This window comes from Pigmentiphaga sp. GD03639 (genome assembly GCF_029845405.1).
Lineage (GTDB): Bacteria > Pseudomonadota > Gammaproteobacteria > Burkholderiales > Burkholderiaceae_B > Pigmentiphaga > Pigmentiphaga daeguensis.
In genome coordinates, this window is record NZ_JAOCLR010000012.1 from 63,982 (window position 1) to 82,114 (window position 18,133).

Sequence of the window (18,133 nt, forward strand, 5' to 3'; positions counted from 1 at the left end):
AGGGCAGCGCCCGCCGGGTTCCCGATCCCCTGGAAATTCACTTACGCAGACCGAGCTTCTCGATCAGGGCGCGGTACGCGTCGGCGTTGCGGCCCTTCAGGTAGTCGAGCAGCTTGCGGCGACGGCTGACCATGCGCAGCAGCCCGCGACGGGAATGGTGGTCTTTGGTGTGCTCTTTGAAATGGCTGGTCAATTCGTTGATCCGGGCGGTCAGGAGAGCGACCTGCACTTCGGGGGATCCGGTATCACCCTGGGCGCGTTGGAATTCGGAGACGATATTGGCCTTGTTGATGTCGGCGACGGACATTTTTTTCCTCTCGGACTGGCGGCAAGGCCGAGGCGCCCTGCCGTGAAAGTTGACGACCCGGCCACGACATATCTGGTCGCGGCCGGAAGGTTAACGATCAGCGCCGCCTGAAAATAGGCAAAAACTGAAAGTTAGCCAGGAAGTATAGCCTTATTCGGGGAGCTTTGCCATTTTGCAACGCGTAGGCAGCGTCAGGTCGGCCGCGGAAACCTTCAGCGTGGTCTCGAAGCCATAGCCGCTGCCTTCCACGTCGCGCCTGACCGGGCCGATGCCCGCCTTCTGCATGGTGAACACATACAGGGGCTTGATGGCCTGGTGGTCGTCGGGCCGCATCCACAGGTCCGCCCCCTCGGAAGTCCATCGCATGCCCGACAGCTGGCGCGCGATGGCCGCGGCGTCCACCTTCCCGGCCCGCTCCAGCGCCGCCGCGAGCATGTCGGTCATGTGCAGCATCCGGGCGTTCAGGTAGTCGTCGGCCGGCCGCGGGAACATGCGCCGGTAGTCGTCGTAGGCGCGGTCCATGCCGGGCTCGCCGGCGTTGTAATGCCATTCGGCCACCGCGCGCACCTTGCCCACGCCGGCGTCCCCCAGCGCGGCCGGCGCGCCCAGCGCATTGCCGTAGAAGGTGTAGAAGCTGCCTTTGAATCCCGCTTCGCGGGCGGCCTTCACCAGCAGCGTCAGGTCGTTGCCCCAATTGCCGGTGATGACGGTATCGGCGCCGCTGGACAGGATCTTGGCCGCATAGGGCGAGAAATCCTTGACCTTGCCGATGGCATGGAACTCGTCGGCCACGACCTCGACGTCGGGCCGCTTCTCGGCCAGCATCGCCCGGGCGCTGCGCGACACTTCCTGGCCGAAGCTGTAGTCCTGGTTGATCAGGTAGACCTTGCGCACCTCGCGGTCGCGCCGCATGACCTCGGTCAGGGCCGCCATCCGCATGTCGGAACTGGCATCGAAGCGGAAGTGCCACGGGCTGCACTTCTCGTTGGTCAGCGCGGGATCGACGGCCGAGTAGTTCAGGAACACCATGCGCTGGCCGGGATTGCGCTGGTTGTGGCGATTGACGCCCTCGATCAGGCCCGCCGCCACGGCCGAGCTGTTGCCTTGCATGACGATGCGTATGGACTGGTCGGCCGCGCCGCGCAGCAGCAGCAAGGCTTCGTCCATCTGGTTCTTGCTGTCGAAGGGAACGAGCTCGAGCCGGTGCGCGCCGTCGGCCAGCTTCACGCCGCCCCGGGCGTTGATGCGCTCGACCGCGAAGCGCAGGTTGCGCATGATGGCCTCGCCGGTATTGGCGAAGGGCCCGGACATGGCCTCGATCACGGCGATGCGAACCGGCGCGGCCGCCTCTCCCTGGGCCCGGGCCGGCATGGAACCTGCGCAAGCCAGCGCAAGTCCTACAATCAGCGAACCATAGCCACGCCTGCGTGACAGAAACACGGTCATCTCCGGTCGTCAATCCAAGAACAAGGTGAATTGTATGAGCATCGCCCTCCTCCTGCGCCGTGGCGCCTGCCTGCTGGGCATGGCGGCGCTGCTTGCGGCCTGTGCCAGCCCGGCCGGCATCCAGCCGGGCGAATCCGGCTCGGCCGTCACGGCCCGCCTGGGCCGGCCCACGCTCGAACGCCCCCTGCCGGGCGGCGGCCAGCGCCTGATCTATTCCAGCCAGCCCATGGGGCAGTACGCCTGGATCACCGACGTCGGTCCCGACGGCAAGGTCATCGGCACCACCCAGGCCTTGACCAGCGAACGCTTCCGCATGCTGGACTCCGGACACTGGGATACCGAGCGGCTGCTGTTCGAGTTCGGCCCCCCGGCCGAGATCACCCGCGTCGGCCTGAAGGGCGAGCAGATCGTCTGGGGCTACCGCTTCCGCGAGGACGGCGTGTGGAATTCGCTGATGTACGTCTACGTCAATGACCAGGGCGTGGTCACGCGCTACCACCCGGGACCCGACCCGCTGATGGAGCCCCGCTTCCAGCTGGGTATGTAGCCTCAGTCTTCGCCCTTGAATGCGGCGATGATGGCATCGGCCACGGCCCGCACGCGGGCCGTGCGGTTCAGGTCGGCGTGCAGCACCAGCCAGACATCCAGGCGCTCGGTCCGCTCGGGCCAGATGCGCACGAGCTCCGGATCGCCCTGCGCCGTCGACACGGCCAGCTCGCCCAGTCCCAGACCCGCCCTGACCGCCTCCAGCATCATCATCCCTGAATTCACTTCCAGCGCCACCCGGGCATTGCCGATCGACACCCCGCCCAGCCTGCCGCCATCCAGCGGCCCGAGCGGACGATCGTACCGGATCACGTCGTGGCCCTTGAGCGCCGCGTCCACCGCGGGCTCTCCGCGACGGCGCAGGTAGTCGCGCGAGGCATAGACGCCTATCTGCCTGCGCGCCAGCCGCCGCGCGATCAGGTCCGGACTCGTGGGCTTGACCGTGCGCACGGCGATGTCGGCCTCGCGGCGGGTCAGGTTGGTGAGCTGGGTGGACGTGCCCAGCACCACCCTGATGTCCGGGTGGGCCTCGCGCAGCGCCCGCAGCGCCGGGATCACATAGAAGCTCGCCATGGTGTCGGAGGTGGCCACGCGCACCACGCCGCACAGCTTGTCGTCCAGGCCCTGCATCTGCCGCTGCAATTGATCGGCCGCCTGCTCCATCCGTTCGGCGGCGGTGCCGGCCAGTTCTCCGGCCGGCGTGGGCACGTAGCCGTTGGGCGTGCGCAGGAACAGGCGCGCGCCCAGCGCGGCCTCCAGGGCGGCCAGCCGGCGGCCGGCCGTGGCCTGGTCCACCTCCAGCAGCGCCGCGGCCCCCCGCAGCGTGCCGGCGCGCCGGATGGCCAGGAAGACCCGGGCATCGTCCCAGTTCATGGCCGTCCCACGCTGGCCGAAGGCCCTTCGGCGGAATGCATTTTTGCATCATCGAACTGCATTTTCACCACTTTTTCTGCATCACTCCGGCGCCTAGGATAACGCCTTCTACCGTTTTCCGGACGACGACCGTGCGCTACCCCTGCCCCGATATTCCCCTCTCCCCGGCCCCCGCGCGGCAGGCATCGGCCGATCCCATGCCGCTGGCCGCGCTGGCGGTGGGCTTCATCATGGCCATGCTCGACGTCACCGTCGTCAACGTGGCGCTGAGCGACATCGCCCGCAGCCTGGAGGTCTCCCTGTCGGGCCTGGTATGGGTGGTCGACGGCTATACGCTGGCCTTCGCCGCCATGCTGCTGGTCGGCGGCGCGCTGGCCGACCGCCTGGGCGCGCGCGCCGTGTATCTGGCGGGACTGGCCATCTTCACGCTGGCCTCCGTGGCGTGCGGCCTGGCCCAGGACGGCATGGCGCTGGCCGGCGCCCGCCTGGCACAGGGCGTGGGTGCTTCCCTGTTCGTTCCCAGCTCGCTCAGCCTGCTGGTCCACACCTATGCCGACGAACGCGTCCGGGCTCGGATGGTGGCGCTGTGGTCGGCCATCGTCACCTTGTCGGTGGCGGCGGGACCGCTGGTGGGCGGCCTGCTGATCGCGCATTTCGGCTGGCGCAGCGTCTTCCTGATCAACGTCCCCATCGGCATCGCCGGCGCGCTGCTTACCCTGAAGCTGGTCCGCCCCGCCCCCCGCCGGCCACGCGCCCTGAACCCCGCCAGCCATGCGTTGGGCATCACGGGGCTGGCGGCCCTGTGCTATGCGCTCATCCAGGGTCCGGAGCGGGGCTGGACCGCGCCCTCCATCCTGCTGGCGGCAGTCCTGGCCCTCGCGGCCGGCGCCATGCTGGCCTGGCTGGAACGACGGGCCGCATCGCCGCTGGTACCCCGGCAGCTCCTGGCCGAGCCGCGCTTCCTGCCGGCCAACGCCCTGGGCGCCCTGGCCAGCTTCGCGGTGTACGGCCAGTTGTTCCTGCTCAGCCTCTACCTGCAGCGCGCACGGGGCGCCGGGCCGCTCGACACCGGTTTCCAGTTGATGCCGCTGATGCTCATCCTGGTCGTGGGCAACCTGCTGTCTGGCCGGCTTTCCAGCCAGCGCGGCACGCGCTTCCCGATGCTGGCCGGCACCGGCCTCGCCGCGCTGGTCACCGCGGCGGCCGCGTTCGACGGCCTGGCGCTGCCCTACTGGCTGATGATGGCGCTGCTGGTATGCGGCAACCTGGGCGCCGCCATCGCCATTCCGGCCATGACCGCCACGGTGATGCAGTCCGGCGGGAAGGAGCATGCCAACAGCGCCGCGGCCATCCTGAACGCGAACCGGCAGATCGGCACGCTGCTGGGGGTCGCCGTCATGGGCAGCCTGCTGCACGGGCTGCCCGACTGGTCGGACAGCCTGCCTGCGGGCCTGGCCGTGGTGGCCACAGCCTATGGCGCGGCCTGGTTGTGCATTCTGCGCGCAGGAAATGCGGCGCGGCGCCAACCCGCGCGCTGACGCCGCCGGTCAGGGCGTCCGGTCGCCGCGCAGCGCGCCCGCCGCGACCAGCCGGCGATTCGCCTCGTAGTCGTCCCGCACCGCCGCGCGAAAATCATCGATGCCACCCGCGGCCGGCAGGTTGTAGGCCCGCTCCAGCCGCCCGGCCAGCGGTCCGCCCACCAGCACGCGGTTGACCGCGGCGTTGATGCGTTCCTGCACGGGCCTGGGCGTGGCCGCGGGCACGAACAGCCCGAACAGCGACATCAGGTTGGCCTGGGGATAGCCCAGCTCCGACAGCGTCGGCACCTCCGGCAGCGCGCCCAGCCTGGCGGGCGCGCCCACCGCCAGCGCCTTCAGCCGCCCCGTCCGCACATAGTCCAATTGCAGCGCCGCGACGTTGGTCGACAGCACCTCGAAACGCCCGCTCAAGGCATCGTTCAATTGCGGCCCGCCGCCGTGATAGGGAATGTGGGTGATGCGCGCGCCGCTCGCCGCGGCCACCTGCGCCATCACCATGTGCCCCGTCGTGGCGATGCCCGAGCTGGCCCAGCGGATCGCCCCTGGCCTGCGGCGCGCCTCGTCCACCAGATCGGCGAAACCGCGGCCGGTGAAGGCCGGCGTGCCGGCCACCAGTACCGGCGTGCGCATGACGGCGGCCACGGGGGCGATGTCCCGCAGGGGATCATGGTCGGCCGACGGGCGGCTCAGCAGCGGATTGAGCGTGAGCGGCGTCAAGGCGGAGAAGGCCAGCGTATGGCCGTCGGGCGCCGCGCGCGCCACGGCCTCCATTCCCACGCCTCCGCCCGCCCCGCCCTTGTTCTCGACCCAGGCCGGCACGCCCAGGTCGCGCGACAACGCCTCGGCCAGGATGCGGGCGATGGTGTCGCTCACGCCCCCGGGCGGATAGACGACCACCATCCGTATGGCGCGCGTCGGCCAGGTCCGTCCGTCCCCGTCCGCCGAAGCGGCACGCTGCCCCACGCCAGCCAGGGGCAGCGCGGCCACGGCCTGCAGGACGCGGCGGCGCGACGCCCGGAAGCGCGCGGCCGTCATCGCCCCGCCGCCAGCCGCCGCGCCAGCGCGGCGAAATGCCGGGCCGGCAGGTTGTCCTCGCCGTCGCGGGACACCAGCGTCAGCGGCGCATCCAGCCGTTCGGCCCGCGCCAGCGGCAGATAGGTCACGGCGTGCGCATGCGCGCCGCTGATGGACTTGGGCACGACCGACACGCCCGCGCCCGCCGCCACCAGGTTCAGATTGGTCATCATGCGGTCGACCTCGGCGGCGATGCGTGGCCGCAGCCCCTGGCTTTCGCACAGCGCGAGCAGGTTGGCGTACAGGCCTGGCGCGCCCGGCTGGCGCACCAGGATGATCTTCTCCTGGCACAGCTCGGCCAGCGAGATCGCGCGAGGCCGGCTGGCCTGCCTGCCCCGCGCGAGGGGATGGTCGCATGGCACGGCGGCCACCGCGGGCTCGGTCAGCAGGGTTTCGAACACCAGCCCGTCAGGCCGCGACACCGGCACGCGCAGCAAGCCGCAATGCAGCCGTCCGGCGGCGATGGCCGCGGTCAGCCCCGCGGCGTTGTCCTCGTGGATGTCCAGCTCCACGCCCGGATAGTCCCGCCGGTACAGGCGCAGGGCCTCGGGCGTGAAGGCGTGCGCCGCGGCCGAGCTGGTGAAGCCCACCGCCAGCAGCCCTTCCTGGCCGTTGGCCACCCGCGCCATCCGCTGGCGCATCTGCGCGTAGCCTTCCAGCAGGCTCTCGGCCTCGCGCAGGAAGTGCCGGCCGGCGTCGGTCAAGGCCACGCCCCGCGGATGACGGCGCAGCAGTTCGACGCCCAGCTCCCGCTCCAGCGCCTTGATCTGCTGGCTGAGCGGGGGCTGCTGGATGCCGAGCCGCTCGGCGGCGCGCGTCATGTGCCCGGTTTCGGCGACGGTGACGAAGTAACGCAGATGGCGCAGGTCCATATTTTTTATATATCGAGTCTCCGCTTTTATTGTATTTGACGTACCGATCGGCGCGCTCGCATCATCCGCCGTGCACGCGCCCCCGCCTCGAGAGGGCCGGCCCTGGAGACGATACGATGACCGCACCCCGCTCCCACCCCGCCCTGCCCCTGCTGCTTGCCGCCGTCGCGGCGCTGGCCGGCTGCGGCGGCGGCGATGGCGACTCGCCCGCCGGCCACCCGCCCGAAGACCCTCCGGCCGCCTCGGGCCCGCCCTATGCCCCCGCCCTGGCCTGCGCCTCGCTGGCCGCGCGCGGCTTCTCTCCCGCCCAGCTGACGCTGCCCTCGGGCGGCGCAACGGTGTCCGAGGCGGTGGACGTCGCCGCCGATGCCGAGGGCAACGCCCTGGGCGCCTATTGCCGGGTCCGCGGCGTCATCAAGCCCGTGAACGCCGGTTCGCCCGACATCAACTTCGCGCTGAACCTGCCGCTGCGCTGGAACGGCAAGACCATCCACTTCGGCGGCGGCGGCTTCAACGGCCGGCTCATCGACGGCACCGAGACCATACGCTTCGGCCCCGCCGACAAGCCCGCCCCGCTGGCCCTGGGCTACGCCACCTACGGCGACGACTCCGGCCACCAGAGCGGCAGCATCACCGACGGCAAGTTCGCCGCCAACGACGAGGCCCTGTCCAACTACGGCGGCCAGTCGCTGAAGAAGACCCGCGACGTCGCCGCGCAACTGGTGCGGGCCTACTACGACATGGCGCCCAGGCACGCCTATTTCCTGGGCACTTCCACGGGCGGCCGCGACGCGCTGGCGCACATCCAGCGCTGGCCGACGGACTACGACGGCGTCATCGCCAACGAGCCCGCGCTCAACTACTCCGGCACGCGCCTGTCCAACGTCGCGCTCGGCCGCGCCCTGTACGCCAATGGCGGAGCCGGCTGGCTCAACGTGGCCAAGACGCTGATGGTGCAGAACACGGTCAAGCAGGCCTGCGACAAGCTGGACGGCGCGGTCGACGACATCGTCAGCAACGTGGAGAGCTGCCGGCTGCTGAACGCGTCCAACCTGGCGGCCATGCGCTGCCCCTCGGGCGCCGACGAAGGCGATCACTGCCTGTCCGCCGCGCAACTGGCCACGATCCGCACGCTCGAGGCGCCGCTGGAGTTCTCCTCCTACCGGCTCGCCAACGGCGTCGAACGCGCGGGCGGCTACAACATCCTGGAAGGCGCGCTGGTGGCCGGCCCCTACACCTCGCGGGACCTGGGTACGCGGCGCGTGCCGGGCAACCCGGCAACCTCGGCCGATGCCAACATGTACGTGACGGGCGACCAGTGGGTCAAGTATTTCGTCACCCGCTCTGCCACCTTCGACACGCTGGGCTTCGACCCGCAGAACCCCGGCGCCTACACCGCGCGGGTGCAGGCCGTGTCCGCGATCACCGACGCCACCGATCCGGACCTGCGCCCCTTCCTGTCCCGCGGCGGCAAGCTCATCATGCTGCACGGCCTGGCCGACGAGGTCATCAGTCCCAACTCCACCATCGACTACTACCAGCGCGTGGTCGCCACCGTGGGGCAGGAGGCCGTGGACAAGGGCATACGCTTCTACACCGTGCCCGGCATGGGCCACGGCACCGGCGTGTTCATTCCCAACTGGGATTCGCTGGCCGCGCTGGAAGGCTGGGTGGAGCAAGGCCTGCCTCCGGGCACGCCGGTGGCGGCCGACGCGGTGGCCGCCACTTATGGCCGCACGCGGCCCCTGTGCCAATACCCCGCCTGGCCCAAGTACCGCGGCAGCGGCAGCCTGGACGCCGCCGTCAACTACAGCTGCGTACAGGAAACGGGCGACCCGCTGGCCTGCCCCAACCTGCCCGCCGCGGTGACCCGCTACAAGGGCGGCAACACGCTGGGCGAGGAACTGACGGTGACCGTGGACCCCGCTTCGCTGCGCTACACCGTCACGATAGACGCCAGCCTGCAACGCGCGGCCGGCACCGTGCGCGAGGGCAGCCTGCGCGCCCAGACGACTTGCGCCTATGCGAGCGACGAAGGCGGCGCGGTCTACATGTTCGGCGCGGGCGGTGTCCTGCAAGGCGGCGTGCTGCCGGCATCCGGCGGCGGCTTCGAACCGCTGCTGGCCTTTGCCACCACGTTCGAGAACACCGGTTCGCCCACCGTCTTCAATCCGGTCGCCGCCATCTACGACCTGATCGGCGTCCACCATGGCGCGGGCGGCACGGCAGCGGCCTACAAGGCGGCGGGCCGGCTGCGCAACGCCGGCACCTTCCAGTTGTGCCGGGATCCCGTCACCGGCGGCTTCATGACCTACGACGCCGCATGCACGTCCACCGCCAAGGGATACATCACCTACAACGCCGCACGCGGGGCCTTCGACCTGCTGGCCACTGCGCCCGCCGATCCGGCCAGCACCACCGGCGGCACGCCCGCAGGCTCCATGGTGATCGGGCTGGTCAACGGCAATGCCGTCCCGCTGCAACTGGTACGGGAGTCGGCCACCAGCTACGGCATGCGCCTGTATGCGCCGCAGCAGTCGCTGGCCTCCGGCGCGGCCGACGGGGTCTACGCCGTTGCCGGCACCGGCGCGCGCAATCTGGAAGCCACCCTGTCCGGCGCCACGCTGGACCTGGACGGCGGCACGATGGCCGTGGCCTACGACACCCCGGTGCCGGGCGTCGCCCAAGCGGGCACCTCGGGCAACGACCATTTCCTCTTCACCCACGGGATCCTGGGTTACGCCTCGGGCACGGGATCCACCGCCATCTTCGCCACCGGAGTCCGCCATTGAAAACCCTGCCCCGACTCTCCCTGCTGGCCGCGCTGGCCTTCGGCGCGGCCACGGCCCACGCCGCCACCGACCGCGCCCGGCCCGCGCCCTGCCCCAAGGACGTTCCCGCCGACGCGCGTTGCTATAACGGACAGGACAGCGAAGGCGCCTATTACTGGATCGCGATCCCCCGCGACTGGAACCGGGTGCTGGTCATGCACGCCCACGGCGGTCCCGACCTGGGCCCCTCCACCCTGAAACGCAGCCAGGAAGACCTGACCCGCTGGGCCGTGACCGTGAAGGCGGGCTATGCCTGGGCCGGCTCGTCCTACCGCCGGGGCGGCTATGGGGTCACCATGGCCGCCGAGGACACCGAGCGCCTGCGCCGCCTGTTCGTCCGGCAGTTCGGCCAGCCCCGGCGCACCTTGCTGCACGGCCAGAGCTACGGCGGCGGCGTGGCCTCCAAGGCGGCGGAGCTGTATGGCACCGTCGAAGGCCGGCCCGGCCCCTACGACGCCGTACTGCTGACCAGCGGCGTGCTGGGCGGCGGCAACACCGCCTACGATTTCCGCCTGGACCTGCGCGTCGTGTACCAGTACGTCTGCCGCAACCATCCGCGCCCCGACGAACCCCAGTACCCGCTGTGGATGGGGCTGCCCAAGGATTCCACGCTGACCCGGGCGGACCTGGCCGCGCGCATCCGGGAATGCACGGGCGTCGGCCAGCCGGCCGCGCAGCGCAGCGCCGAGCAGGCGGCCAGGCTCAAGACCATCCTGTCGGTGGTGAAGATTCCCGAACGCACCTTCGTGTCCAACATGAACTGGGCCACCTGGCTGTTCCGGGATCTTACGCAGGAACGGCTGGACGGCCGCAATCCCTTCGGCAACGAGAAGGTGGTGTACGGCGGCTCGCCGGACGATGCCGCGCTGAACGCCGGGGTGGCCCGCTATCGCGCGGATCCGCTGGCGGTGGGACGGCTGATGGTGGACAGCACGCCGGGCGGCAGGCTTGCCATGCCCGTGCTGACCCTGCATGCCATCCATGACCCGACGGCCTTCGTCGAACTGGAATCGGCCTACCGCGAACGGGTCGACCGGGCGGGCAGCGGCGACAAGCTGGTGCAGACGTTCTCGGACGAGGCCGAACACAGCTACCTGAGCGAACCCCAGTACCCCGCCTTGTTCACCGCGCTGATGGACTGGGTGGACAAGGGGGAAAAACCGACGCCCGAGAAAGTGGCGCGGCTGTGCAAGGGCTATGAACGGGACTACGGCCACGGCGGCAAACAGACCTGCCGCATCCAGGTCGGCTACCAGCCGCCGCCGCTGTCCTCGCGGGTCCCGCCGCGCTAAGGCTCGATGCCCAGGCTGCGGATGAACGGCACCCAGGTCGCGCGCTCGTTCTTCTCGAACGCCAGGGCCTGGGCCGGCGTGGATGGCGCCATGATCTCGGCCGTCTGGCGCTGGGCGAACTGGACCACCTGCGGGTCGGCCAGGACACGGTTCAGCGCGGCGTTGAGCCGGGCGACGATCGCGGCCGGCGTGCCCGCGGGGGCGAACACGTTGTTCCAGGTGTAGCCCTTGAAAGCCGGCAGGCCGGCCTGCGCGAACGTCGGGACGTCGGGCGTCGAGGCACCGCGGCGATCGACGCCGTTGGCCAGCACCTTGACCTTCCCCTGCTCCACCAGGCCGGCCATGCTGGGCAGCGTCACCAGCATCATGTCGACCCGGCCCGCGGCCAGGTCGGCGGCCGCCACGGCCGCGCCCTTGTAGGGCACGTGCATCAGGTCGATGCCCGCGGCGCGCGCGAACGCGGCGCCGGCGATGTGGTTGATCGAGCCCACGCCGCTGGACGAATACGTCATCGACTGCGAGCGCCCCTTGGCCGCCTTGACCAGGTCGGCCAGCGAGCCCGGCCCGCCCGCCGGCACCGCCAGCGCCAACGGGGTGCGCGAAACCAGGCCGATGGGCGCCAGGTCGCGCTCCACGTCGAACGGCAGCGACTTCTGCAGGCCGACGTTCATCACCAGTTGCGAGCTGGTCCCGAAGCCCAGGGTGTAGCCGTCGGGCGCCGCCTTGGCGACATAGTCGGTACCGACCACGCCGCCCGCGCCGGGCTTGTTCTCGACGATCACCGGCTGGCCCAGTTCGCCGTACAGGGTCTTGGCCAGTTCCCTGGCCATCGCGTCGTTCACGCTGCCCGGCCCGAACGCCACGATGAGCCGGATCGGCCGCGACGGATACGCCGGTTCCTGCGCCTGCAGCGCGGGCGAGGTGGACAACATGGCCGTCCCCAGGACGGCAAGCAGGATGGTCCGCATATCGATCTCCTATTCGGGCAGAATGCCCAGTTCCCGGATGGCGCGTCCCCAGCGTTCCTTATCCTCGGCCAGGGAGGCCTTGAAAGCGGCCGACGACATGCCCGGATACTCCAGGCCCATCGCATCGAGCTGGCGTTCGACCTCGGGCAGGCGCATGACGCGGTCGAGTTCCTTCCATAGCGCCTCCCGGATCCCGGGCGCGAGGCCAGCGGGCCCGAGCACGCCGTACCAGTTGACCACGCGGAATCCACGCACCGTCTCGCCCACCGTGGGAATGTCCGGCAGCACGCGGGCGCGCTTGTCCTCGGTCACCGCCAGTATCCGCAGCTTGCCGGCCCGCACATGGGGCAGCAGCAGCGAGCTGCCGCCCGCGAACAACTGGGTCTCGCCCTGCAGGAGCGAGGTCACCGCCGGGCCGCCGCCCTTGTACGGCACGTGCAGCAGGTCGATGCCGACCGTGCTCGCCAGCGAGGCCAGGGCCAGGTGGTTGATGCTGCCTATGCCGCCCGAGCCGTAGGTGATCTTGCCGGGGTTCGCGCGCGCATGCGCGATCAGGTCAGCCAGGCTGCGGAACGGCGACGAGGCGGGCACGGCGATCGCGGTGGTCGCGTAGACCAGCATGCATACCGGCTCGAAGGACGCCACCGGGTCGAACGGCAGTTGCTTGTACAGCGCGCCGGCCATCGCATGCGTGGACACGCCGCCCATCTCCAGCGTGTAGCCGTCGGCGGGCGCGCGGGCGACGGCCGCCGCCCCTATCGTTCCGCCCGCCCCGGGAAGGTTCTCGACCACGACGACCTGCCCCGCGGACGGAAAGAGCTGCTTGCCCACCAGGCGCGCGAGGATGTCGGTGGTGCCGCCCGCCGCGAACGACGAGATCAGCCGGACAGGACGGCTCGGATAGGCGGAGGACGCGCCGGAGGCGGCTGCAACCGGACGCAGCATCGAGCCGGCCGCGAGCGCCAGCATGGCACGACGGGATAAGTTGCCAGTCCCCATCGGGGTCTCCTTCATTCATTCTTCATGGTCGCGCCCCTCTGCGGGGGTCGCCGGGGCGCAGTATAGGAGCGCCCTCCGCCGCCGCTGCCACTCCGCACGCGAGCATTCCGTGTCACGGAACGCGGCGATTCCGGAAAAAGCCGGCCCGGCGCTATCATCGGGGCGCCAGCACATGGAGGAAACGGCAGGCATGTCCGAAACGAACGCCATCGGGCCGGTGGTCCGGGCGCTGAACATCCTGCGGGCGCTGAACCACCAGCCGCAGAGTTCGCTCCAGTCCCTGCACCAGGCCACCGGACTGCCCAAGTCCACCATCCACCGCCTGCTGGCCACGCTCAAGAGCGAGGGCTACGTGCGCGCCGACGTGGTCAAGGGCACGTACACGCTGACCGAGAAGGTCCTGTGCCTGAGCGAAGGCTTCTCCGAGCCCGAACTGGTGGTGGAAGTCGGCGCGCCCATCGTGCTCAGGAACACGCGCGCCACCGGCCTGCCGCTGGCCCTGGGCACCCTGGACCGCGGCCACATCGTCGTGCGCTACAGCTCCATGCCCTACAGCCCCATCGGGTCCGAGCACACCACGGTCGGCCACGTCCACGACCTCGTGCATTCCGGCATGGGGCAGGCCTACCTGGCCTATTGCGGCCAGGCCGAACGCGACCGCCTGCTGCAGTGGATGCAGGCCTCGCTACCCGAACCGGCCCTGTGGCCGCCGGTCAAACAAGACATCGAGCATCAACTGGCCACCACGCGCCGGCGCGGGTACGGCCTGCGCAAGGGCCAGGGCCGCGGTTCCAGCACCACGCTGGCCGTGCCGCTCGCCCACGGCGACCGCGTGCTGGGCGTCCTGTCGCTGACCACCTTCAGCGCATTGCTGACCCCGGAGCGCCTGCGTGAATGCGTGGACCAGCTCGATCGGACGCGCCAGGAAATCTGCGCCGCCGTCGACGAGCGGCTCGCGCTCGGCTGACGCGTTCCGCGACACGGAAAGAAGCGGCGGCGAGATTCTGCGCCGCCGCCGCGCGGAATTAAGCTGTCGTGCCGCGAGGCGGCCCGTGCGCCGCCCCGTTCCCACTCTCGTCAGGACTGGAGCCTCGCTTGAAACTCGCCAGCTACGCCACCTTCGACCGGCCCGACGCCGCGCGCGTCGGATTCGTGATCTCCGATTCCGAACTGATCGACGCCGAAACCGCATGCCGCCAATTCGCACCCGACTTCCAGGGCCCCCTGGACATGCATCGGCTGATCGAAGCCGGCCCCGATTTCTGGGACCAGCTCCGGCAGGTACATGCCGCGCTGGGCCAGGCCGGGCTGCCGCGCCTGCCCATGGACACGGTCCGCTTCCTTCCCGCCGTGCCGCGCCCCTCGAAACTGTGCTGCCTGGCCCTGAACAACAGCGCCAACACCGACCGCATCGTCAAGGGCCCCAAGCACCCGGCGGTCTTCACCAAGCCCTGGTCGGCACTGGCCGGCCACGGCGAACCGATACGCCTGAAGCCCCACTACGGCCGCGTGCACCCCGAACCCGAACTGGCGGTCGTGATCGGCAAGCTGGCGCGCGACATCGACGCGGCCGACGCCTATGACCATGTGTTCGGCTACACCATCCACAACGACCTGACCTCGCCCACCATGCGCGACGAGGACAGCTTCCACTACCGCGCCATCCATCCGGCGCTGGAAGGCGAAGGCATCCGCTACGTCGAAAGCCACGTCTCGTACAGCGGCCGCTACAAGGGTTCGGACACGTTCTCGCCGCTGGGCCCGTGGATCGTCACCCGCGACGAGATTCCCAACCCGCACGCGCTGGACATCTCGTGCCACGTCCGCGACGAACAATACGCCAGCGACAACACGGCGAACCTCTTCCACAAGCTGCCCGAGGTCCTGGCCTTCGTCTCCAGCTACATGACGCTGGTGCCGGGCGACGTGGTGTCGATGGGCACGGCGCTGGCCTCGGGCGGCAAGCCCGGCCGGGCGGTCCAGAACGCCGACCTGAACAAGATCGGCGGCCCCGTCAGCGTTACCGTGGCGGGGATAGGCAAGCTCAGCAACCCGGTGCAGGCGGGCTGACGCCCCTATTGCTGCGACAGCGGCAAGCCGCGGCTGCCGGCATAGAACACGATCAGCACCACGCCCTGGTCGCCGGTCACGCCGCGGTGGTATTCGCCCACCATTTCCGGCAGGACGTCGCCCTGCTTGAGCAGGCGCGTCTCGCCCGTTTCCTTTTTCTCGACCGTCAGTTCGCCCGACAGGACATAGGCCGCGTTCGGAATGGGATGGGTATGCCAGGGCAGCGCGCTGTGGGCGGGAATCGTGATCCGAAGCACCGTCAACATCGGCGCGCCGGACGGATAGGCCACGTAGGGACGGCCGTCCCACGACGCGCCGCTCTCCATCAGCTTCTCGACCTGCACGCCGGGCGATTCCGCCGCCATGCCCGTGCCCCCGGCCAGCGCCAATGCCAGCGCGGCCAGTCCCCCCACGATCCGTTTCATGGCGATGTCCCCTTGCCTTGATTATTGTGCGGCGGCCCATGTGCCGTCCGGATCGCACGATACCACCGGTGGCGGCGCCGGCGTAGCGCCGCGCGCGGGTCAGGCGTCGATGTCCACTTCCTCGCACCACAGGTCCCAGCACCGCTTGAGCTGGCCGCGGTTGGTCTCGGTGGCCAGGTCGGACTCGGTCTCGGACAGGTAGCGCACATTGTCCGAGATCCGCATCGCCCCCAGTTGCATGCCCGCGTTGACCTCGGCGTACACCGCCCGGTAGATGGCTTCTTCCAGGCTGGTCCCCACCATGGTCGATCCATGGCCGACCATCAGCACCGCGCTGGCGGGTCCCAGGGTGTCGGCCAGGTGGCGGCCCAGGTCGTGGTCGCGTATCAGCATGTCGGTCTCGCGGCCGGTCGCCTCGCGGATGTCGAACTTCGCGGTGCGCGTCAGGAACCCGGCCATGTGGAACATGGGCTTGACGGATACGTCGGTGGCGGCGATGGTGATCATGGCCGCCGAGTGGCTGTGGACCACGGCGCGGACGTCGGGACGGGTACGGTAGATCTCGCCGTGGATGAAGCGTTCCAGGTACAGGCGCCGGGTATCGCCGCCCACCGGGTTCGAATCCTCGTCCAGCTCGACGATATCCGCTTCCTTGACCAGGTTGGGCGCCCGGTTGCACGAGATCAGGTAGTGGCCGGCGATCTCGGGGTGCCGGCAACTGACGTGTCCGAACCCGTCGACGATGCCTTTCAGGTAGAGGATGCGGTTGGCCCGCGCCAGGTTGCGGCGCGCCTCCAGCACGATTTCGTTCATGAGCATGCTCCCCGTTTCCGCTCGTAGTATCGATCGCATATTGTGCACCCGAAGCATGCATCAATTTTCTTGATCTTCGACATCAATCCGGCTGACCGACTTGGCGGCCAGCCTGTGAAATACTCGGCCCCAACAAGAGAACATCCGGAGGACACGCATGACCCCAACTCCCCTCGCGCGCGGGCTGGCCCTGATCGGCGGCGGCCTGGCGCTTTCGTTCGCCCTGGCCGCCACCGCGGCCGACAACTGGCCCACCCGTCCCATCACCTTCGTCGTGCCCTCGTCGCCCGGCGGCGGCACCGACATCTACGCCCGGCTGCTGGCCGAAGGCGTGGGCAAGGCGCTCAGGCAGACCGTCGTGGTCGAGAACAAACCCGGTGCCAGCGGCAACATCGGCGCGGCGGCGGCGGCGCGCGCCACGCCCGACGGCTACACCTTCCTGGTCTCGGCCACGCCGGCGATCGCGGTCAATCCCTATCTGTACAAGAACCTGCCCTACGACGCCGAGAAGGATCTCGTGCCGGTGGCCCGCGGCGTGGACGCGCCCCTGGTCTACGTCGTGCCGCCCGGCTCGCGCTTCAAGACGCTGGACGACCTGCTGGCCGCCGGCAAGAGCGAACCCGGCAAGCTGGCCTTCGGATCGGCCGGCCACGGTTCGCCCACCTTCCTGGGCGTGAAGGTCATGGAAGAAAAAACCGGCGCCGCGTTCACGCACGTGCCGTACAAGGGCATGGCGCCGACCATGCAGGACTTCCTGGGCGGACGGCTCGACTTCCTGCAATCGGACGTGGCATCCGTGCTGCCCCACATCAAGTCCGGCAAGGCCGTCCCGCTCGCCATCAGCAGCAAGTCGCCGCTGTTCCCCAAGGTGCCGGTCTGGACCGACAAGGGCCTGCCCGACGTGCCGCAGTCCTTCAGCGTGATGGCGCCCGCCGGCACGCCCGACGCCGTGATCCAGAAGATGAGCCAGACCGTGGTCAAGGCCATGCAGGAGCCGTCGGTCAAGCAGCGCCTGATCGAGCAAGGCTATCTCCCGGTCTCGGACACGCCGGCCAGGTTCAGCCAACAGTTGAAGGAAGAACGCGCGATGTGGAAATCGCTGATCGAGCGCAACCACATCACGGTCGAATAAACGGCCCGCCGGCGCTCAGCCCTGCGCGATGCGGGCCAGCGCCTTCCTGAGCCAGGTCGCCCCGGCATCCTTCCTGTGCCGGGAATGCCAATGCTGGTGGACCACGTAGCTGGGCGACTCGAACGGCAGGTCCACCGCCATCAGCGGCGCGAAGCGCATCAATGCACGGCTCAGGCGGGCCGGCACCACGGCCACCAGGTCGCTGTCGGCCAGCAGGTGCTCGATACCGGCGAAACTCGATTGCTCCAACCGGATGTTGGGCCGCGCGCCCAGCTTCTCGGCCGCATGGTCCTCCCAGCGCCGCCGGTTGCGGCCCCGGCTGGCCACCGACAGGTGCGGCAGCCGCAGGAAATCCTCCACCGGCATACCGGCCCGGAGCGCCGGATGGCTGGCGCGCCCCAGGCAGACATAGTGCTCGCGATACAGCCGCTGGCGGATGACCGATTTGCCCATGGTCGGCACATGGCCCAGCACCAGGTCCAGCGTGCCTGACTCCAGGTGCCAGGGGGTATCGGCGGTGATCTCGATCTGTTCCAGGCTGACGCCCGGCGCCTCGCCCGCCAGCAACGAGCGTAGCCCGGGCATCAGCACATAGACGCCGATTTCGCTCATCGCCACCCGGAAGTGGCGGGTCGCCACCGCGGGATCGAAGGCATCGCCCTCCAGTGCGCTGGCCTGCAACAGCTGCTGGGCCTGCTTCAGGCCCGGATAGATGGACTCCGCCTTGATGGTCGGTATCATGCCGACGGCGCTGCGCACGAACAGGTCGTCCTGGTAGATCTCGCGCAGCCGGGCCAGCGCCATGCTGACGGTGGAAGGATTCATCCCCAGGCGCGCGGCCACGCGCGCGATGCTCGCGACCTCGTACAAGGCGGTGAATATGCTGATCTGGCGGTAGTCGGGGAAACTCCTGGCGTCCGCGCCCTTGCGATCGTCGTCCATGTCGG

Annotated in this window: 17 protein-coding genes; 7 read left to right on the forward strand and 10 right to left on the reverse strand. The window is 69.7% G+C overall.

The window, feature by feature from the left end; translation table 11 throughout:
• Window positions 1-37: 37 nt before the first annotated feature.
• On the reverse strand, window positions 38-307 hold the full coding sequence (rpsO, locus tag N5K27_RS14810) for a 30S ribosomal protein S15 (RefSeq protein WP_087841341.1): 270 nt from the start codon (window positions 305-307) through the stop codon (window positions 38-40).
• A gap of 150 nt (window positions 308-457) precedes the next feature.
• Window positions 458-1,678, reverse strand: coding sequence for a branched-chain amino acid ABC transporter substrate-binding protein (locus N5K27_RS14815; RefSeq protein WP_243724586.1), 1,221 nt, complete (start codon window positions 1,676-1,678; stop codon window positions 458-460).
• A gap of 109 nt (window positions 1,679-1,787) precedes the next feature.
• Here N5K27_RS14815 and N5K27_RS14820 point away from each other — a divergent pair, with 109 nt between their 5' ends.
• Window positions 1,788-2,300, forward strand: coding sequence for a hypothetical protein (locus N5K27_RS14820; RefSeq protein ID WP_087841343.1), 513 nt, complete (start codon window positions 1,788-1,790; stop codon window positions 2,298-2,300).
• 2 nt (window positions 2,301-2,302) lie between these two features.
• On the opposite strand, the gene N5K27_RS14825 is transcribed toward N5K27_RS14820, so the two are convergent.
• Window positions 2,303-3,172, reverse strand: a complete 870-nt coding sequence (locus N5K27_RS14825) for a LysR substrate-binding domain-containing protein (protein ID WP_132980091.1) — start codon at window positions 3,170-3,172, stop codon at window positions 2,303-2,305.
• 131 nt (window positions 3,173-3,303) lie between these two features.
• On the opposite strand from N5K27_RS14825, the gene N5K27_RS14830 reads away from it, so the two are divergent.
• On the forward strand, window positions 3,304-4,710 hold the full coding sequence (locus N5K27_RS14830) for an MFS transporter (protein ID WP_254914686.1): 1,407 nt from the start codon (window positions 3,304-3,306) through the stop codon (window positions 4,708-4,710).
• Between the two features lie 9 nt (window positions 4,711-4,719).
• On the opposite strand, the gene N5K27_RS14835 is transcribed toward N5K27_RS14830, so the two are convergent.
• A complete protein-coding gene (locus N5K27_RS14835) occupies window positions 4,720-5,745 on the reverse strand; it encodes a tripartite tricarboxylate transporter substrate binding protein (RefSeq protein WP_087841346.1) in 1,026 nt (341 codons plus the stop codon).
• Window positions 5,742-6,656, reverse strand: coding sequence for a LysR family transcriptional regulator (locus N5K27_RS14840; RefSeq protein WP_279817313.1), 915 nt, complete (start codon window positions 6,654-6,656; stop codon window positions 5,742-5,744). The genes N5K27_RS14835 and N5K27_RS14840 overlap by 4 nt, the downstream gene beginning before the upstream one ends.
• Before the next feature lie 116 nt (window positions 6,657-6,772).
• Between N5K27_RS14840 and N5K27_RS14845 the strand changes: the two genes are divergently transcribed.
• Window positions 6,773-9,448 carry a tannase/feruloyl esterase family alpha/beta hydrolase gene (locus N5K27_RS14845; protein WP_087841348.1) on the forward strand — a complete coding sequence of 892 codons (2,676 nt, stop codon included), beginning with the start codon at window positions 6,773-6,775 and terminating at the stop codon, window positions 9,446-9,448.
• The gene (locus N5K27_RS14850) at window positions 9,445-10,779 is read left to right on the forward strand and encodes a hypothetical protein (RefSeq protein ID WP_338615627.1); all 1,335 of its coding nucleotides are present in this window, start codon (window positions 9,445-9,447) and stop codon (window positions 10,777-10,779) included. The genes N5K27_RS14845 and N5K27_RS14850 overlap by 4 nt, the downstream gene beginning before the upstream one ends.
• Here the strand turns inward: N5K27_RS14850 and N5K27_RS14855 are convergent.
• Window positions 10,776-11,747, reverse strand: a complete 972-nt coding sequence (locus N5K27_RS14855) for a tripartite tricarboxylate transporter substrate-binding protein (protein WP_087841349.1) — start codon at window positions 11,745-11,747, stop codon at window positions 10,776-10,778. The genes N5K27_RS14850 and N5K27_RS14855 overlap by 4 nt on opposite strands.
• A gap of 9 nt (window positions 11,748-11,756) precedes the next feature.
• On the reverse strand, window positions 11,757-12,746 hold the full coding sequence (locus N5K27_RS14860) for a tripartite tricarboxylate transporter substrate-binding protein (RefSeq protein ID WP_279817315.1): 990 nt from the start codon (window positions 12,744-12,746) through the stop codon (window positions 11,757-11,759).
• 190 nt (window positions 12,747-12,936) lie between these two features.
• Between N5K27_RS14860 and N5K27_RS14865 the strand changes: the two genes are divergently transcribed.
• Window positions 12,937-13,713 (forward strand): helix-turn-helix domain-containing protein, encoded by a 777-nt coding sequence (locus tag N5K27_RS14865; protein WP_165963230.1) that lies wholly within the window; start codon window positions 12,937-12,939, stop codon window positions 13,711-13,713.
• Window positions 13,714-13,841: 128 nt separating this feature from the next.
• Window positions 13,842-14,816, forward strand: coding sequence for a fumarylacetoacetate hydrolase family protein (locus tag N5K27_RS14870; RefSeq protein ID WP_243724584.1), 975 nt, complete (start codon window positions 13,842-13,844; stop codon window positions 14,814-14,816).
• A gap of 5 nt (window positions 14,817-14,821) precedes the next feature.
• Here the strand turns inward: N5K27_RS14870 and N5K27_RS14875 are convergent, their stop codons facing one another.
• A complete protein-coding gene (locus N5K27_RS14875) occupies window positions 14,822-15,241 on the reverse strand; it encodes a cupin domain-containing protein (protein WP_087841350.1) in 420 nt (139 codons plus the stop codon).
• A 99-nt stretch (window positions 15,242-15,340) separates the two neighbouring features.
• The gene (locus N5K27_RS14880; RefSeq protein WP_087841351.1) at window positions 15,341-16,060 is read right to left on the reverse strand and encodes a class II aldolase/adducin family protein; all 720 of its coding nucleotides are present in this window, start codon (window positions 16,058-16,060) and stop codon (window positions 15,341-15,343) included.
• Between the two features lie 151 nt (window positions 16,061-16,211).
• On the opposite strand from N5K27_RS14880, the gene N5K27_RS14885 reads away from it, so the two are divergent.
• A complete protein-coding gene (locus N5K27_RS14885; protein ID WP_087841352.1) occupies window positions 16,212-17,186 on the forward strand; it encodes a tripartite tricarboxylate transporter substrate binding protein in 975 nt (324 codons plus the stop codon).
• Between the two features lie 15 nt (window positions 17,187-17,201).
• On the opposite strand, the gene N5K27_RS14890 is transcribed toward N5K27_RS14885, so the two are convergent.
• A complete protein-coding gene (locus tag N5K27_RS14890) occupies window positions 17,202-18,128 on the reverse strand; it encodes a LysR family transcriptional regulator (RefSeq protein WP_087841353.1) in 927 nt (308 codons plus the stop codon).
• Window positions 18,129-18,133 lie beyond the last annotated feature (5 nt).

Coding starts and splice junctions, on each gene's coding strand:
- rpsO (WP_087841341.1), bottom strand. CDS start 307: ATGTCCGTCGCCGACATCAACAAGGCCAATATCGTCTCCGAATTCCAA.
- N5K27_RS14815 (WP_243724586.1), bottom strand. CDS start 1,678: ATGCCGGCCCGGGCCCAGGGAGAGGCGGCCGCGCCGGTTCGCATCGCC.
- N5K27_RS14820 (WP_087841343.1), top strand. CDS start 1,788: ATGAGCATCGCCCTCCTCCTGCGCCGTGGCGCCTGCCTGCTGGGCATG.
- N5K27_RS14825 (WP_132980091.1), bottom strand. CDS start 3,172: ATGAACTGGGACGATGCCCGGGTCTTCCTGGCCATCCGGCGCGCCGGC.
- N5K27_RS14835 (WP_087841346.1), bottom strand. CDS start 5,745: ATGACGGCCGCGCGCTTCCGGGCGTCGCGCCGCCGCGTCCTGCAGGCC.
- N5K27_RS14840 (WP_279817313.1), bottom strand. CDS start 6,656: ATGGACCTGCGCCATCTGCGTTACTTCGTCACCGTCGCCGAAACCGGG.
- N5K27_RS14845 (WP_087841348.1), top strand. CDS start 6,773: ATGACCGCACCCCGCTCCCACCCCGCCCTGCCCCTGCTGCTTGCCGCC.
- N5K27_RS14855 (WP_087841349.1), bottom strand. CDS start 11,747: ATGCGGACCATCCTGCTTGCCGTCCTGGGGACGGCCATGTTGTCCACC.
- N5K27_RS14860 (WP_279817315.1), bottom strand. CDS start 12,746: ATGGGGACTGGCAACTTATCCCGTCGTGCCATGCTGGCGCTCGCGGCC.
- N5K27_RS14865 (WP_165963230.1), top strand. CDS start 12,937: ATGTCCGAAACGAACGCCATCGGGCCGGTGGTCCGGGCGCTGAACATC.
- N5K27_RS14875 (WP_087841350.1), bottom strand. CDS start 15,241: ATGAAACGGATCGTGGGGGGACTGGCCGCGCTGGCATTGGCGCTGGCC.
- N5K27_RS14880 (WP_087841351.1), bottom strand. CDS start 16,060: ATGCTCATGAACGAAATCGTGCTGGAGGCGCGCCGCAACCTGGCGCGG.
- N5K27_RS14885 (WP_087841352.1), top strand. CDS start 16,212: ATGACCCCAACTCCCCTCGCGCGCGGGCTGGCCCTGATCGGCGGCGGC.
- N5K27_RS14890 (WP_087841353.1), bottom strand. CDS start 18,128: ATGGACGACGATCGCAAGGGCGCGGACGCCAGGAGTTTCCCCGACTAC.